This is a genomic window from Pseudohalioglobus sediminis (genome assembly GCF_008370495.1).
Classification (GTDB): Bacteria; Pseudomonadota; Gammaproteobacteria; order Pseudomonadales; family Halieaceae; genus Halioglobus.
Map to the genome: position 1 here is coordinate 212,129 of NZ_VTUX01000007.1, position 15,684 is coordinate 227,812.

The window sequence follows — 15,684 nt, forward strand, 5'->3', positions numbered from 1 at the left end:
CACCGGCGCGGCCCGGGGGCTGCGCCGAGTGAGCTCCCCGATTGCATGCGCAGGCCGGTCCCCGTATAACGTTCACAACGCTCTTGTTGCAGGACCTGTTATGCGCCTGATCCTTCCACTGCTGCTGACGCTGCTCGCAGCCTGTGGCGATCCCTCCGCCAACCAGGCACTGGGCACGCTTGAGCGTGACCGCATCGTCCTCAAGGCCACCGCCAACGAAATCGTGGTCTCCCAACCCATACCAGAAGGCACCTTTGTCGTCGCCGGCACCTTGCTGGTGCAGCTGGATGCAACCCGGCAACAGGCCATCGTCGCCAGGGCCCGGGCCGAAGTCGGGCGCGCCGCCGCGCAACTGGAAGAACTGCGCAACGGCGCCAGGCCCGAGGACATTGCCGCGGCCAGTGCCCGCGTCGCCGGCGCCAGGGCTGCCCTGGTAGAAGCAAGGGCAAGCTATGCACGGGCCACTTCACTGGTCCGGCAGCGGCTGGCAGCGCAGGCACAACTGGACAAAGCCCTGGCCGGGCGCGATGCCGCCGAGGCCAACCTGGAGTCGGCGCAAGAGGAATTATTGCGCCTGACCAACGGTACGCGGCAGGAGCAACTGGATGCCGGCGCCGCTGCACTACAGGCGGCAGAAGCACAACTGGCGCTGGAACAGCACATGCTCTCCGAGCTGAGCGTCAAGGCAACGCGCGATGCATACCTGGACAGCCTGCCCTGGAATGTGGGCGAGCGCGTCAGCCCCGGCGCCACACTCGCCATCATGCTTGCCGGCAGCCATCCCTACGCACGGGTGTATGTGCCCGAGCCGTGGCGGGCCCGGCTGCACGTGGGCGACGTGTACCCCGTGCACGTGGACGGACTCGACGACCCCCTCCCCGGGCGCCTGCGCTGGATTGCCAATGAACCCGCGTTCACGCCCTATTACGCCCTCAATGCCAGTGACCGTGCCCGCCTTGTGTATATGGCCGAATTCGATATCGAGGACGGGGACTCCCTGCCTACCGGGGTGCCTGCGCAGGTGCTGCTGGGCGATGAATGAGCCGGCGATCCTGACCCGCGGCCTGAGCAAGCGCTTTGGTGAACTGGTCGCGGTAGACAATATCGACCTGGACATCCAGGCCAGGGAGATCTATGGCTTCCTGGGGCCCAATGGGTCAGGCAAGACCACGGCAATCCGCATGCTCTGCGGGCTACTCACCCCATCTGCGGGCAGTGTCCGGGTACTGGAGCTGGATATTCCCGGCGACGCCGAACGGCTGCGCCGCCGCATTGGCTACATGACCCAGGCGTTCTCCCTGTACGACGACCTGAGCGTGGAGGAAAACCTGGGCTTCCTTGCCCGGATACATGGCCTGCCACGCTACCAGGGCGGGCGGCGCATCGAAGAACTGCTGGACCGCTACACCCTGCGCGGCATGCGCGCGCGACGCGCCGCGGACATGAGCGGCGGCCAGCGGCAACGGCTGGCTCTGGCCGCCGCCACCCTGCACTCTCCGGACCTGCTGTTCCTGGACGAGCCCACATCCGCAGTTGACCCTGAAAACAGGCGCGATTTCTGGGAAAAGCTTTTCGACCTGGTGGACGAGGGCAAAACCATCCTGGTTTCCACACATTACATGGACGAAGCCGAACGCTGTCACCAGCTCGCGATCCTGGATACCGGGCGCCTGCGCAGACAGGGTTCGCCCGCGCAACTCATGGCGGAGCTGGACAGGCGGGTGGTGGAGGTGCGCGGCCACAATCTTCGCCAGGTCAAATCGCGCGCACTGCAAATACCCGAGGTTGAATCGGCGGCGCAGCAGGGCATGCAACTGCGTGTGCTGATGAATGCACAGAGCGCGGGCTCTGCCATCGACATCCTGCGCAATAGCCTGGCAGATGCGGACCTGGAAATGGTGCTGGCCCGCCCCAGCCTGGAAGACGTCTTCGTTGCCAGCACGCAGGACGCTGCACCGTGACCGGCAGTGCCAGGCGCATCATGGCGGTGGCCGACAAGGAGTTGCGGCAGCTGTCGCGCGACCGGGTAACCTTCGGCATGGTGGTGATGATTCCGCTGATCCAGTTGCTGCTGTTCGGCTATGCCATCAACACCATGGTGCGCGACATACCGGTGGCGATTGTCGACCTGAGCGGCAGCGCGGCGGCCAGGGTTATCACCGAGCAGGTGCGGGTAACACAGGTTGTGGATATCGTGGCGATCTACGATACGCCGGCAGAGGCGGAGGCCGCGGTTGTCGCCGGCACTATTCGCGCGGCGCTGGTGTTGCCCCATGACCTCACCCAGCGACTGGTAGCGGGTGACACCGCGGGACAGTGGATAGTCGACGGCTCCGACACCATGGTCGGCTCCGCCCTGCTGGGGCTGCGCAGCATGCCGTTGCAAATCGAGGCCGGCACACCGCAGGGCGCGTACAGGCCTGCCGGTACCACCTTTGAAGTGGCCCTGTTCTTCAACCCGGAGCGCCGCTCCGAGGTCAATATCGTGCCGGGACTCACCGCGGTGATCCTGACCATGACCATGATCCTGTTCACCTCTGCGGCGCTGGTCAGGGAACGTGAGCGCGGCAACATGGAACTGCTCATCACCACCCCGATCTATCCCCTGGAGCTGATGATCGGGAAACTGATCCCGTATATTTTTGTCGGCATCATACAGATCACGATCATCCTCGGGCTGGGCCGGCTGGTGTTTGCGGTGCCGTTCAATGGCCAGTTCACAGACCTGGTCGTCATCACCCTGGCCTTTATCGCCGCCAGCCTGACCCTGGGCCTGCTCATCTCCACGGTGGCGAGGACGCAGATGCAGGCCATGCAGATGACCGTATTTATCCTCATGCCCTCGATACTGCTGAGCGGCTTCATGTTCCCCTACGATGCCATGCCGCTGCCGGCCCAGTACATCGCCGAGGTGCTGCCGGCAACGCATTTCATCCGCCTGATCCGCGGTGTGTACCTGCGCGGTGCGGAGGTGGAACAACTGCTACCCGACCTGCTCTGGCTGGCCGGTTTTACCGTGCTGATGCTGCTGATCGCCACGCTGCGCTTCCGTAAAACCCTCGATTAGGGCGCAGCCGCAGGCGCCAGCTGATAGGTTTCGAACTTTTCCCGGGCGCGCAACAGGTCAATATTGCTGTCCTCGCCCTCCAGCTTCAGTACCGCATCGAGTTTGTTGTAGCGCGCATAGATCATGCCTTCCCGCCCACCGGGATAAAATCCGGCCCTGGCTGCAATTTCCGCCTTATCCCCCAACATCCTGGCGTCAACGATGCGCAGGTGCTGGCCGTCCAGCTCCAGGCTGGCAGCACCCTCGATATCGGTGACGGTCAACATGCGGGACAGCCAGCCCGGTGACCTGCGCTGGTTATTGAACAGGGTCACCAAAGGACGGGTATCACTGACACGCAGGTCAGTCTCCGCCCGCAGGTGCAGCGGCTGCCCCAGGTGCGCCCGCGCCTCGCTGAAATGCACCTGCGCCGCCCATAATTGATCCTCGAAAGTCTGCTCTGCGCCAACCACGCGGACCTCGTCCAGGGTTATCCTCGAACCATCCAGCGCCAGTTTCAGTTCCCCCGGCGCCCCGCCGGACAGCACCAGGTCAACGGCGAGATCCGCGCGCAGGTCCTGGCCTTCTACCTGCAGGGCCAGGCCCTCTCCATCCAGCTGCAATCCACCCTCCATATTCTGGAGGCCGGCAAACACATCTGCCTGCAGCTGCGCCGTCCCGCCCGTCAGTTTTACCCCGGCGGTCTCGGGCAGGTAATCGTTGAGCACGGTGACGTCGACGAGGGAAGCATCATCAATCAGCAGCTGCAGCGTGCTGTGCTGGCGCCGCCGCTTATAGCTATCATCGTGCAACAGGGCATTGGCGTCAGTGCCGGCTTCGACAACGATGTAGTTGCTGCCGGTAAACGTCAGCTGCAGGCTGTCACCCTCGAGAAAAGGCGCCGCGTCGGCATCACGGGTAACTGTCAAAGCCTCATAGGCAATATCCAGCGCCAGTGGCGTGACCTCCACCCCGCTGCTGCGCAGGTCCACCGCGCCCTGGCCCCGCAACTGCATGTCATTGATCGCTACCGAGAGATCGGTGGCCTTCACCGACAGGTCGGTTCCCTCGAGAAGATAACCCAGACTGTAGTGCAGGCGCCCGCGCACCCTGCCGGCGCCATCGACAACCAGCTCACTGAGGTTACCCGTGAACAGGCCGATAAACCCCAGACTCTCTGCCAGCAGGTCGACCTCGATGTCGCCGTACAGGAACGGCATCATGCTGACGCCTTTGTGCTCTCGCGGCACGAAAGGCTCGAAGCCCACGCTGCCGGCAACTTTGCCGCCGTGGAACAGTTCCTCGGCGCCATTCAGAAGCGCAGGCTGCAGGTCCAGGTCCATGTCGCGCACATCCAGGCTGAGGGGACCACCGCGGCTGCGGTAGGCCAGATCGACCACCGCCTTGCCAGAGCCGGAGCCACTGAGATTGTAAATCCAGTAGCTCAGCTGCCCGCTGACGCGGCCATCGTCGATGCGCACGGTCCAGGGCCGCCTGTGCTTGCGGGGGGAGGTATCGGCGGGCAGCATGTCCCGGTCAGCAATTGGCGGAAAATAGCCACGGATTGCGGTGTAGTCCTTATCCGCCCTCAGTCGGGGCCGCTGCCGATAAGTCACATCGGTAGCATCCAGTGCGCTGAGATGCACCCGCTTGGCAAGCAACGGCAGCAGGCTGATCGCGCCTGACGCCGCCTCTGCGCGCACTTCCCACTGCTGCCGCCAACTTTGGCCGTGGGCGTGAATCCCGCGCGCATGCACCCGCCAGGGAAACCAGCTCCAGGCGCTATCCCAACTGACGTGGAATTTGTCGGGCCGAATGCTATTCACCACATCCTGGGTGAAGTCTACGCGCAGCGCTGCATTGACCAGCAACAGGTAGAGCAGCTCCGCAAGCAGCAGCCATTTCAGGACCCTCAGGCTGACAGACAAGGGCCGGGTCATCGCTCTACCCACGTTGCCTGCAGGCCCCGGCGGATTGAATGCAAGGTAACTATTGCCATATTTGCCTCGTCAACTCCCTGTTCTTACGGACTAAAATGTCACCCCAGAAACACAACAGCTACTTTAACGGCAAGGAGTCCCCCAATGTTGAAAAAATTTCTGATTGCAATGTTAGTAAGCACTGCCAGCACCCTCGGCGCAGGCCTGGCCCACGCCGACGCGACCGGCCTTTTTATTGCCGGTGGTGTCAACTACGCGGAACTGGACGCTTCCATTGAGGAAGACTTCGACCTGGAAGATGGTCTCGAGGCACTGTTCGACGACAAAGCGGTGGGCTACAACCTCGGCGCCGGCTATCGTTTCAACAAATGGCTGGCCGTCGACGCCGCCTACTGGGACCTGGGTGAATTCAAGTCCGACAAGCTGACCAACGGGCAGAAAATCGGCTTCGACACCTCGATCTGGACAGTCGGCGGCATTGTCTCAGTGCCTCTGTGGATTCTCGACGTCTATGGCCGCGCAGGTGCCGCCATGTGGGACGTGGACTCGCGCTTTATCGACGCGGACGGCACTGATCTCTACTACGGCGCCGGTGCCGCCCTGAACGTGTTTGGCAGCATCGACCTGTACGCGGAATATGTTCGCTTCGATGCCGATGAAGCCATCGACACCATCAACCTGGGCATGCGCTTTACTTTCTGAGTGCTGCCCTGCGCGCGCCCCGCATCACCGGGGCGCGCAAACACCCCGCCAGGCGATTTGGATCAATGCTCTCCCTGTGCCGCGTGCTATATTAGTTAATCCTAAATTAGCCGGGGTACCCCATGATCTTCCGCCAGCTGTTTGATTCCGAGTCCTCTACCTACACCTATATCCTCGGCTGCCCGAGAACCCGGGAAGCCATCGTTATCGATTCTGTTTTCGAGCAGCACGCCCGCGACGCAGCGCTGCTGCGCGAGCTGGACCTGCAGGTGCGCTATGCGCTGGATACCCATGTGCACGCCGACCACGTTACCGGCGCCTGGCTATTGCGCCAGCACCTGGGCGCCCGGTCGGTGCTGTCGTGCCAGGCGGGCGTGGAGGATGTGGATGTCATCGTCGACCAGGGCGACGAGCTGGCCTTTGGCGACCTGCGCGTCGAAGTACGCGCTACCCCGGGGCATACCGATGGCTGCCTGACCTTTGTCACCGGCGACCGCGATATGGCCTTCACCGGCGACTGCCTGTTGATTCGCGGCGCCGGCCGCACTGACTTCCAGGCCGGGGATGCGCACCTGCTGTGGCGCAGCATCCGCGAACAGATATTCACCCTGCCGGATGATTGCCTTATCTACCCGGGGCACGATTACGATGGCCGCACTGTGTCCACCGTGCTGGAGGAGAAAACCTTCAACCCGCGCATCGGCGGTGAAGCCCGGGAAGAGGATTTTGTGGGTTATATGCAGAATATGAACCTGCCGCATCCGCGCCTGATCGATATCGCGGTACCGGCCAACCTCAAGGGCGGCAAACCCGACGACGACCAGGCCAGCGCTGAGGCCGACTGGGGGCCAGTCACAGTGTCCTTTGCCGGCATACCCGAAATCCAGCCCGAATGGGTGGCACGCAACCGCGACGCCGTGCTGCTGCTGGACGTGCGCAGCGAAGGAGAATACGCAGGCGAACTCGGGCACCTGCAGGATGCACTGCTTATTCCACTCGACCAGCTGCGCGAGCGTCTGCAAGAGGTGCCCCGGGAGCGACCCGTGGTCACGGTTTGCCAGTCAGGCAAGCGCTCTGCCATGGCCGCGCAGATACTGATCAAAGCCGGCGTGGACAGGGCGGCCAACCTGGCCGGAGGCATGATCCAGTGGGACCGGCTCGGCTTGCCGGTCGCGGCCGGCTGAAACGGGCGCGTTCCGCCGCGCCCTAGTTCAGCGCCGGCGCCAGCTGCAGCGCCAGGGCCGGGAGCACGGCCGGGTCGACGGTGCCTCGCGGCCCGAGCCGGTACACCAGGCTGCCCGAGGTTTCAGGCGCCGCGGCCTGCGCATTCACTTCCCACCCGGACGGCGCCGCTGACGCATCCCAGTTACCCTCGCGAAACTGCGCAAACGCCTGTTCCGTCTGTAACACGATAATGGCGGACTCTATGCCGGCAGCGAGATTATCCGCCCGGCGCCCCGGCAGCGATTGATAGAACGCGTCCCTGCCGGTCTGGTTATCACGCAGGATGCCAGCCACGTCGCGCGTGGACACCAGGCCGAAATCCAGCCCCGTGCTGGCGACGAGCGCATAGCCGCGCGCCTCTTCAAGGATCTTCTGCGCCTCCGGCTGCAGCCGGAACAGGTTGCCCAGTGCCCGCAGCCTGGCATCAACCAGCACCTGGCGGGTGGCTGCCACATCCGCTTGCCCGAGGTCATCCGCCAGCGCGCCCGGTGACAGCGTTATCAGCAGCAACGACAATATACTGCCCAGCAATACTTTCATCATAGTTGGCCTGTGTGCACGGTTTGCAAAGAGTGTAACCCCAAGGGCATAGCCTGCCCACCACCGACCCCATGAACAGGCCCCGCATCCGGTTGAGGGATATCAGTCACCGTTCGTCTCACCCCGAGCCCTGTTTTACCCCTATAATGTGCCAACGCGATAACTGACCCGGTTAAAGAATGATAAACACTGTTTCCAGGCTGCTGGCCGCCCTGCTTGTAACCACATTCCTTGCCGCCTGCACCGGCGGTGAATCCAACGTTGAGATCGGCAACCGCGAGGGTATCCTGCATTTCGGAAACGGCTCCGAGCCCCAGGGCCTGGATCCACACGTGGTCACCGGCGTGCCGGAAAACAAGATCGTTCGTTCCCTGTTCGAGGGCCTGGCGGTGAAAAACCCCTGGACGCTGGAACCCGAGCCCGGTGTGGCCGAATCCTGGGACATCTCCGAAGATGGCAGGGTCTACACCTTCTACCTCAACCCCGAGGCCAAGTGGTCCAACGGTGAACCCGTCACCGCCGGCGACTATGTCTGGTCCTGGAATCGCGCATTGCACCCGGCCATGGGCAACCAGTACGCCTATATGCTGTTTCCGGTAGTGAATGCGCAGGCCTTCGCCAGCAAGCAGATAGAGGACTTCAGCCAGGTCGGCGTCAAGGCGCTGGACGAGCGCACCCTGCAGGTCACGCTCAACGAAGCCACGCCCTACTTCCTGCAACTGATGGACCACTACTCCACCTTCGCGGTGCATCCCGAGACCATTCTCAAGCACGGCAAGATGACCGACCGCTATACCAAGTGGACCCGGGTGGGCAACATGGTCAACAACGGTCCTTTCAATCTCAAGGAGTGGAAGCTCAACCGTCGCATCGTGGTGGAGAAGAGCGACACCTACTGGGATCGGGACAAGGTCAGGCTCAACGGCGTGGTTTACTACCCCACGGAAAACATCGTCTCGGAGGAACGCATGTTCCGGGTTGGGCAGTTGCACACCACGGGAACCGTGCCGCTGGATAAAATCCCCGTCTACCAGGCGATGGAGAACACACCCTACGTGCAGTCGCCCTACCTGGGTACTTACTACTACCTGATCAATACCAACCGTGAGCCGCTGACCGACGTGCGCGTGCGCCGCGCGCTGTCACTGGCTATTGACCGGGTCAAGCTCAACGACACCGTACTGCAGAAATCCAATTTCCCCGCCTACAGCATCACCCCGCCGGGTACCATGGGCTACCAGCCGCCGAAGCTGTTCGACTATGACCCGGAACTGGCGCGGTCACTGCTGGCGGACGCCGGCTACCCCGACGGTGAAGGCTGGCCCGAGGTCGAACTGGTCTACAACACCAGCGAGGGCCACCGCAAGATCGCCGTGGCCCTGCAGCAAATGTGGAAGGACGTGCTGAATATCAAGATCACCATCGCCAACCAGGAGTGGAAGGTCTACCTGGACTCGGTGGATACCATGAACTTCGACATCGCCCGCCGCGGCTGGATCGGCGACTACGTCGACCCCAATAATTTCCTTGACCTGTTCATCACCGACGGCGGCAACAACAATACCGGCTTCGCCAACCCACGCTACGACGATTTGATCCTGAACCTGGCGCCGCAGGCGGACACCCAGGAAGAACGCTTCCGCCTGTTCTACGAGGCGGAAACGCTGTTGATGGAGCAGATGCCCATTCTCCCCATCTATACCTACACAAATAAAAAACTCAAACACCCCAGCGTCAGGGACATGCCGTCCAACCTGATGGATTCGCTGAACCTGAAGTACGTCTGGCTGGATGCCGACTGGGACAAAGGCGCGGAGAAATGAATAACGATTCGTCTTACCCACGCAGGCGATGGTCCGCCATCGCGGAATCCGGAAAGCCAACTCGCTTCACCCGAGCATCTCTGGATTCCGCGATGGCGGGCCACCGCCTGCGCGGGAATGACAGAGACACCATGGAGACCAATTAATCATGTGGCGATTTATCGGCATCCGCCTGTTACAGGCAATTCCCGTGATCCTGGTCGTGATCACGGTGACCTTTTTCCTGGTGCGTGTCGCCCCGGGTGGCCCCTTCTCCGCGGAAAAGGCGGTGCTACCGGAGGTCAAGGCAGCGCTGGAAGCGCAGTATCGGCTGGACCTGCCACTGTTTCAGCAGTATGTCGCCTACCTTGGTGACCTGGCCCAGGGCGAATTCGGGCCCTCGTTCAAGTATCCCGGGCGCAGCGTGAACGAACTGATTGGTGCCGGCCTGCCGGTGACGGCTGAACTCGGGCTCTATGCACTACTGGTCGCGGTTGTCATCGGCGGCATCGCCGGCGTGATCGCCGCCCTGAAACCGAATACGGCACAGGACTACATACCGATGACAGCGGCGATGATCGGCATCTGCATGCCCTCCTTCCTGCTGGGGCCGCTGCTGGTGCTGGTATTCGGTATCTACCTGGACTGGCTGCCGGTATCCGGCTGGGGTGACATACCCGGCGACAAGATACTCCCCGCCATCACCCTGGGTTCCGCCTACGCTGCCTATATCGCGCGCCTGTCCCGTGCCGGCATGCTGGAAGTGATGTCACAGGACTATATCCGCACCGCCCGCGCCAAGGGCCTGCCCGAGTGGCAGGTAGTGGTGAAGCACGGTTTGCGTGGCGGCCTGATTCCGGTGGTGGCCTTCCTCGGGCCCGCCTTCGCCGGCCTGCTGGCAGGTTCCTTCGTGGTGGAAACCATCTTCCAGATTCCCGGGCTGGGGCGCTTCTACGTGCAGGCCGCTTTCAACCGCGACTACACCATGATCCTCGGTACCACCGTGTTCCTCTCCACCCTGATTGTCCTGTTCAACCTGTTGTCGGACATCCTTGCGGCGTGGATGAACCCGCGCCTGCGCGCCCAGTTCGGGGAGAATTGAGATGACTACCGAAATCATTACCGACATCGCCGAAGCGGAACAGGGCTCCTCCCTGTGGCACGACGCCTGGCTGCGCCTGCGCAAGAACCGCCTGGCCCTCGCCGGCGGCATCATCCTGGTCGCTTTCTCCATCATCGCCCTGCTGACGCCCTGGATCGCGCCCTACGCCTACGACGCCCAGAACCTGGACCTGGGTGCCACGCCGCCTTCGGCGCAACACTGGTTGGGCACCGACATCTTCGGCCGCGACCTGCTCACACAGATCATGTATGGCGGCCGCGTATCGCTGGCTGTGGGCCTGATCGCCACTTCGGTGGCGCTGCTGATCGGCGTCACCTGGGGCGCCGTGGCCGGCTACGTCGGCGGCAAGGTGGATGCGGTGATGATGCGCCTGGTGGACATCATGTACGCCCTGCCCTTCATGATTTTCATCGTGCTGCTGATGGTGGTATTCGGGCGCAACATCCTGTTGCTGTTCCTCGCCATTGGCGCGGTGGAGTGGCTAACCATGGCCCGCATCATGCGCAGCCAGGTGCAGCAGTTGCGCCAGCAGGAATTCGTGGAGGCGGCCATCTCCCTGGGCCTGCCTCCCGGGACCATCATTCGCCGGCACCTGATTCCCAATGCCCTGGGGCCGATCATCGTCTACACCACGCTGACCATTCCCTCGGTGATGCTGCTGGAGGCGTTCCTGAGCTTCCTCGGCCTCGGCATCCAGCCGCCGCAAACCTCCTGGGGCCTGCTGATTTCCTACGGCGCCGAGACCATGGAAGAATTCCCCTGGCTGCTGATTTTCCCCGGCCTGGCCCTGACCATCACCCTGTTCTCGCTGAATTTCCTCGGTGACGGATTGCGCGACGCACTGGACGTGCGCAGGAGTAAAGACTGATGAGCCTGCTTGAAGTCAACGACCTGGCGGTAAGCTTTGTCACCCGCATGGGCACCAACCGCGCCGTGGACGGCATTTCCTTCTCCGTGGATATCGGCAAGATCACCGCCATCATCGGCGAATCCGGCTCCGGCAAGTCCGTGGCCTGCTACTCCATGCTCGGCCTGGTACCCATGCCCCCGGGGCGCATCGACGGCGGCAGCGCCCTGTTCGAGGGCCAGGACCTGCTGCAGATGAGCGAGGACCAGTTGCGGGAAATTCGCGGCCGCGACATCGCCATGATCTTCCAGGACCCGATGACCTGCCTGAACCCGTTCATGACCATCGGCAAACAGTTGATGGAGCCTTTGCTCTATCACAAGGATGTCAGCAAACAGGACGCGCGGGCACGGGCGCTGGAGCTGCTTGAGGAAGTGGGTATCCGCGACCCGGAAACCACCTTCGACAACTACCCGCACCAGTTTTCCGGCGGTATGCGCCAGCGGGTAATGATCGCCATGGCGCTGATCAACGAACCCAAGCTGCTGATTGCCGACGAACCCACCACAGCGCTGGACGTGACCATCCAGGCGCAGATTCTCAAACTGATCGCGGACCTGCAGAAAAACCGCGATATCGGCGTGATCTTCATTTCCCACGACCTGGCCGTGGTGGCCGACATCGCCGACCAGATCGTGGTCATGCAGCAGGGCAAAATCGTCGAGGGCGGCGACTCCGAGCACATTTTCCACCACGCCGAGCACCCCTACACCAAAAAGTTGCTGGCGGCGATTCCCGCCGACAGCAAGGCGCCCATGCCGGGCGAACCCGAAACCCTGATCGCCGTGCGCAACCTGTGCACCTGGTTTGAACAGGGCAAGGGCAAGGAACCGGTAAAAGCCGTCAACGATGTCAGCTTCGACATCAAGCGCGGCGAGGTGCTGGGCCTGGTGGGCGAATCCGGCTCCGGCAAATCCACCATTGGCCGCTCCATCCTGCGCCTGGTGCCGGTGACCTCCGGCGCGGTCGACTTCGACGGCACTGACGTCACCGGCCTCGAGGGCGGCGAGCTGAAACGGTTCCGCCGGCGCATGCAGATGATCTTCCAGGATCCCTTCGCCTCACTGAACCCGCGCATGACCGTGTTCGACACCCTGGCGGAGCCGCTGCTGCTGCACGGTATCGAGAACCGCAAGTCGGTCGCCAGTGGCGTACTCAAGCTCATGGACGACGTGGGCCTGGCGCGCAACTTCGTACGCAAGTACCCGCACGAGTTCTCCGGCGGCCAGCGCCAGCGCATCGCCATCGGTCGCGCCCTGGCCACGCGGCCCGAGTTTATCGTCGCCGATGAACCCGTGTCCGCGCTGGATGTCACCATCCAGGCGCAGATACTCGACCTGATGCAGGAACTGGGCAAGGAGTACGGGCTGACCATGCTGTTCGTGTCCCACGACCTGGCGGTGGTGCGCCACCTGGCGGATCGTATCCTGGTACTGTACAAGGGCGAGATCGTGGAGCAGGGTACCGGCGAGGAACTGTTCGAGCGGCCGCAGCAGGACTACACCCGGCAGCTGCTCAGCTCTATCCCCGGCAGGGCGCTGCTGGAATGAAGCTCTCTGGCGACGCGACATGTACGCGGTGATTTTTCGCGCCCGCGTCGCGCAGCTGGATGATGCCTACGCAAGTATGGCCGCGCAGCTGCGCCAGCTGGCGCTGGACAGCCACGGCTGCCGGGAATTCCGCAGCTGGTTGCAGGGCGACGAGGAAGTCGCCATTTCTTATTGGGACGACCTGGACAGTATCGCCGCCTGGAAGCGCCACCCGCTGCACCGACAGGCCCAGGAGGCGGGTAAGACCAGGTGGTACCGGTCCTATTCAGTCGACGTAGTCGAGGTAGTGCGGCATTACGACCATGCCCAGCCCTGATCACCACCGCGTAATCCAGCTCATCCGCGAGGCGGCCAGCGAGGACATCATGCCGCTGTGGCGCAACCTGCAGGATCACCAGGTCGAGGAGAAGCGCCGTCACGACGTGGTTACCGAAGCCGATCACGCCTGCGAGGAACGCCTGAGCCGCGAACTGGCGGCGCTGCTGCCCGGTTCACTGGTTGTCGGCGAGGAGGCCGTACACGCCGACCCGGGTGTGCTGGCGGCGCTGGATTCCGTGCGCCCGGTCTGGGTCATAGACCCCCTGGACGGCACCAATAACTTTGCCGCCGGCTTTGGTCCCTTCGCGGTAATGGTCTGCCTGGTACAACAGGGATCAACGCTGGCGGCCTGGATCTACGACCCACTGGCTGACTCCATGCTCGCGGCCGATTCCGGCGCGGGCGCTTACCTGGACGGTGAAAGACTGGAACTGCAGGCTTTTGACGGTGACGTGTGCGACATAAACGGCGCCCTTTCCACACGCTACCTGGCCGAGCACCTCAAGCCCGATGCGGAACGCGGCGCGGCGCAACTCGGTATCACCCGGGCCAGCGGCTGCGCCGGTTACGACTATCGCGCATTGGCAACCGGCGTTTACCAGTTCGCGTTCTACTACCGCACCCTGATATGGGATCACGCCCCGGGTGTGCTGATCTGCACCGAGGCGGGAGCGCGGGCGGGCCGTTTCGACGGCCGGCCGTACCGCCCGAATTCAGGCGATGTCGGCCTGCTCACTGCCGCGGATACGCAGACCTGGCGCACCGCTCGCGACCTGTTGGTGCCATCCGCCGGCGCAGCATAATCCCGTCGCACGCGCTGGTGTAATCAGTCGAGGTGGCGCTGGCGCAGCGCCAGCTTGTTGAGCTTGCCGGTGGCGGTCAGCGGAATGTCCTCCACAAACACTACCTCGTCAGGCAGCCACCACCTCGCGACCTTGTCAGCGAGAAAATCGATGATCTCGGCCTTGCCGGATTCGCGCCCCGGCTTGAGTTTAACGATAAGCAACGGCCGCTCCTCCCATTTCGGGTGCGGCATCCCGATCACCGCGGCCAGGTCCACATCAGGGTGCGCCATGGCGGCGTTTTCCAGGTCCACGGAACTGATCCACTCTCCGCCCGACTTGATCACATCCTTGGCGCGATCGGTGATCTTCATAAAACCGTACTCATCGATCGTGGCAACGTCGCCGGTGTCGAACCAACCCTGCTCGTCCACTGCCGGCTCATCGGCGAGATAGTAGCGCTCTACCACCCAGGGGCCGCGGACCAGCAGTCGGCCAAAGGCCTCGCCGTCATGCGGCAGTTCATTGCCCTTGTCATCGACGATCTGCATTTCCACGCCAAATGGTGGACGACCCTGCTTCAGGCGTTGCTGTAGCTGTTTTTCCGCGTCCCATTCGGTCATCGCTGGCGTCAAGCGACACACGGAACCCAGCGGGCTCATCTCGGTCATGCCCCAGGCGTGAATCACCGTCACTCCGTACTCGCGATCAAACACCTCCATCATGCTGCGCGGCACCGCTGAGCCACCGATTACCACCTCGCTCAGGTGGGGCAGCTCGCGGCCGGTTTCTTTCAGGTAGGCGAGCAACAGGTTCCACACGGTGGGCACCGCCGCTGAGAAACTGACCCGCTCGCCGTCCAGCAATTCCCAGATACTGGCGCCGTCCAGGCGCGAGCCGGGCAACACCAGGCGGGAGCCGGTCATGGGGGCGCTGTAGGCGATACCCCAGCTGTTGGCATGAAACATGGGCACCACCATCAGCACCGACTGCGCCGTGGACAGATTCATGGAATCCGGCTGCGCGGCGCTTATCGCATGCGCCAGGTTGGAGGCGTGTGTATAGGCCACGCCCTTGGGATTTCCCGTGGTACCGGAGGTGTAGCACAGGGAGGACAGGGTATCCTGCGGGAAACCGGGCCAGTTCATCTCTGCACTGTGACCTGCCACCAGTTCCTCGTAACAGTACACCTGCTGCGGGACGTCCAGTTGCGCCGGCATATGCTCGGCACTGGTCATCACGATCAGTACTTCAACGCATTCAAGTCGATCGGCAATGCCCTGCACCACGGGCAATATGTCCAGGTCGACCATCAGGAAGCGATCCCCCGCGTGGCGGATAATGTATTCGATCTGGTCGGCATAGAGTCTTGGATTGACCGTATGGCAGATGGCGCCCTGGCCGGCCACGGCGTACCAGGCCTCCAGGTGGCGATCGGTGTTCCAGGCCATGGTGCCAACTCTGTCCTGGAAGCCCAGCCCCAGCGCAGCGAGGGCATTGGCCAATTGGCAGGTTCGCCGGTAAACCTCGCCATAGCTGGAGCGGCGCAGGCTGCCGTCTTCCACAGCTCGGGTAATCACCTCGACATCCGCGTGATAGCTGGCCGCGTAGCGCAGCATGTCGATGAGGGTTCGCGAGTCTTCCTGCATGTAAGTGGTCATATTATTGCTCCCTGTAAAATCCGTGCCCCGGACCGCTGGCCACCAATCGCCCCAGCCATCAACTTCGGGGACCGTGTATTTATGCTATG

General features: G+C 62.8%; 14 protein-coding genes. 11 read left to right on the forward strand and 3 right to left on the reverse strand.

What is annotated here, in order from left to right; genetic code table 11:
• The first annotated feature begins 100 nt into the window (after nt 1-100).
• The 3 genes from F0M18_RS14660 to F0M18_RS14670 are packed head-to-tail and all read left to right on the forward strand — an operon-like array spanning nt 101 to nt 3,067.
• Nucleotides 101-1,042 carry an HlyD family secretion protein gene (locus F0M18_RS14660; RefSeq protein ID WP_188109739.1) on the forward strand — a complete coding sequence of 314 codons (942 nt, stop codon included), beginning with the start codon at nt 101-103 and terminating at the stop codon, nt 1,040-1,042.
• Nucleotides 1,035-1,961, forward strand: coding sequence for an ABC transporter ATP-binding protein (locus F0M18_RS14665; protein WP_188109740.1), 927 nt, complete (start codon nt 1,035-1,037; stop codon nt 1,959-1,961). Before F0M18_RS14660 ends, F0M18_RS14665 begins: the two co-directional genes overlap by 8 nt.
• A complete protein-coding gene (locus F0M18_RS14670) occupies nt 1,958-3,067 on the forward strand; it encodes an ABC transporter permease (protein WP_262500964.1) in 1,110 nt (369 codons plus the stop codon). The genes F0M18_RS14665 and F0M18_RS14670 overlap by 4 nt, the downstream gene beginning before the upstream one ends.
• Here F0M18_RS14670 and F0M18_RS14675 read toward each other — a convergent pair.
• Entirely contained in the window at nt 3,064-4,974 is a 1,911-nt protein-coding gene (locus F0M18_RS14675) for an AsmA family protein (protein WP_188109741.1), read from the reverse strand. The two genes, F0M18_RS14670 and F0M18_RS14675, sit on opposite strands and share 4 nt — an antisense overlap.
• Nucleotides 4,975-5,130: 156 nt before the next feature.
• Here F0M18_RS14675 and F0M18_RS19995 point away from each other — a divergent pair, with 156 nt between their 5' ends.
• Together F0M18_RS19995 and F0M18_RS14685 are read left to right on the forward strand one after the other, a co-directional pair.
• Complete coding sequence (locus F0M18_RS19995) at nt 5,131-5,688, forward strand: outer membrane beta-barrel protein (protein ID WP_188109742.1); 558 nt, start codon at nt 5,131-5,133, stop codon at nt 5,686-5,688.
• Between the two features lie 122 nt (nt 5,689-5,810).
• On the forward strand, nt 5,811-6,872 hold the full coding sequence (locus F0M18_RS14685) for an MBL fold metallo-hydrolase (RefSeq protein WP_149612205.1): 1,062 nt from the start codon (nt 5,811-5,813) through the stop codon (nt 6,870-6,872).
• Nucleotides 6,873-6,894: 22 nt separating this feature from the next.
• Here the strand turns inward: F0M18_RS14685 and F0M18_RS14690 are convergent, their stop codons facing one another.
• Nucleotides 6,895-7,455, reverse strand: coding sequence for a lipid-binding SYLF domain-containing protein (locus F0M18_RS14690; protein WP_149612206.1), 561 nt, complete (start codon nt 7,453-7,455; stop codon nt 6,895-6,897).
• A gap of 176 nt (nt 7,456-7,631) precedes the next feature.
• Between F0M18_RS14690 and F0M18_RS14695 the strand changes: the two genes are divergently transcribed.
• The 6 genes from F0M18_RS14695 (at nt 7,632) to F0M18_RS14720 (ending at nt 13,955) form a co-directional block, all read left to right on the forward strand.
• A complete protein-coding gene (locus F0M18_RS14695; protein WP_149612207.1) occupies nt 7,632-9,275 on the forward strand; it encodes a peptide ABC transporter substrate-binding protein in 1,644 nt (547 codons plus the stop codon).
• 148 nt (nt 9,276-9,423) lie between these two features.
• Nucleotides 9,424-10,356 carry an ABC transporter permease gene (locus tag F0M18_RS14700; protein ID WP_149612208.1) on the forward strand — a complete coding sequence of 311 codons (933 nt, stop codon included), beginning with the start codon at nt 9,424-9,426 and terminating at the stop codon, nt 10,354-10,356.
• A 1-nt stretch (nt 10,357) separates the two neighbouring features.
• A complete protein-coding gene (locus F0M18_RS14705; protein ID WP_149612209.1) occupies nt 10,358-11,245 on the forward strand; it encodes an ABC transporter permease in 888 nt (295 codons plus the stop codon).
• A complete protein-coding gene (locus F0M18_RS14710) occupies nt 11,245-12,834 on the forward strand; it encodes an ABC transporter ATP-binding protein (protein WP_149612210.1) in 1,590 nt (529 codons plus the stop codon). Before F0M18_RS14705 ends, F0M18_RS14710 begins: the two co-directional genes overlap by 1 nt.
• 19 nt (nt 12,835-12,853) lie before the next feature.
• Complete coding sequence (locus F0M18_RS14715) at nt 12,854-13,150, forward strand: antibiotic biosynthesis monooxygenase family protein (protein WP_149612211.1); 297 nt, start codon at nt 12,854-12,856, stop codon at nt 13,148-13,150.
• A complete protein-coding gene (locus tag F0M18_RS14720) occupies nt 13,137-13,955 on the forward strand; it encodes an inositol monophosphatase family protein (protein WP_149612212.1) in 819 nt (272 codons plus the stop codon). Before F0M18_RS14715 ends, F0M18_RS14720 begins: the two co-directional genes overlap by 14 nt.
• Nucleotides 13,956-13,978: 23 nt before the next feature.
• On the opposite strand, the gene F0M18_RS14725 is transcribed toward F0M18_RS14720, so the two are convergent.
• A complete protein-coding gene (locus F0M18_RS14725) occupies nt 13,979-15,595 on the reverse strand; it encodes a long-chain fatty acid--CoA ligase (protein ID WP_149612213.1) in 1,617 nt (538 codons plus the stop codon).
• Nucleotides 15,596-15,684: the final 89 nt, after the last annotated feature.

Coding starts and splice junctions, on each gene's coding strand:
- F0M18_RS14660 (WP_188109739.1), top strand. CDS start 101: ATGCGCCTGATCCTTCCACTGCTGCTGACGCTGCTCGCAGCCTGTGGC.
- F0M18_RS14665 (WP_188109740.1), top strand. CDS start 1,035: ATGAATGAGCCGGCGATCCTGACCCGCGGCCTGAGCAAGCGCTTTGGT.
- F0M18_RS19995 (WP_188109742.1), top strand. CDS start 5,131: ATGTTGAAAAAATTTCTGATTGCAATGTTAGTAAGCACTGCCAGCACC.
- F0M18_RS14685 (WP_149612205.1), top strand. CDS start 5,811: ATGATCTTCCGCCAGCTGTTTGATTCCGAGTCCTCTACCTACACCTAT.
- F0M18_RS14690 (WP_149612206.1), bottom strand. CDS start 7,455: ATGATGAAAGTATTGCTGGGCAGTATATTGTCGTTGCTGCTGATAACG.
- F0M18_RS14695 (WP_149612207.1), top strand. CDS start 7,632: ATGATAAACACTGTTTCCAGGCTGCTGGCCGCCCTGCTTGTAACCACA.
- F0M18_RS14700 (WP_149612208.1), top strand. CDS start 9,424: ATGTGGCGATTTATCGGCATCCGCCTGTTACAGGCAATTCCCGTGATC.
- F0M18_RS14705 (WP_149612209.1), top strand. CDS start 10,358: ATGACTACCGAAATCATTACCGACATCGCCGAAGCGGAACAGGGCTCC.
- F0M18_RS14710 (WP_149612210.1), top strand. CDS start 11,245: ATGAGCCTGCTTGAAGTCAACGACCTGGCGGTAAGCTTTGTCACCCGC.
- F0M18_RS14715 (WP_149612211.1), top strand. CDS start 12,854: ATGTACGCGGTGATTTTTCGCGCCCGCGTCGCGCAGCTGGATGATGCC.
- F0M18_RS14720 (WP_149612212.1), top strand. CDS start 13,137: ATGCCCAGCCCTGATCACCACCGCGTAATCCAGCTCATCCGCGAGGCG.
- F0M18_RS14725 (WP_149612213.1), bottom strand. CDS start 15,595: ATGACCACTTACATGCAGGAAGACTCGCGAACCCTCATCGACATGCTG.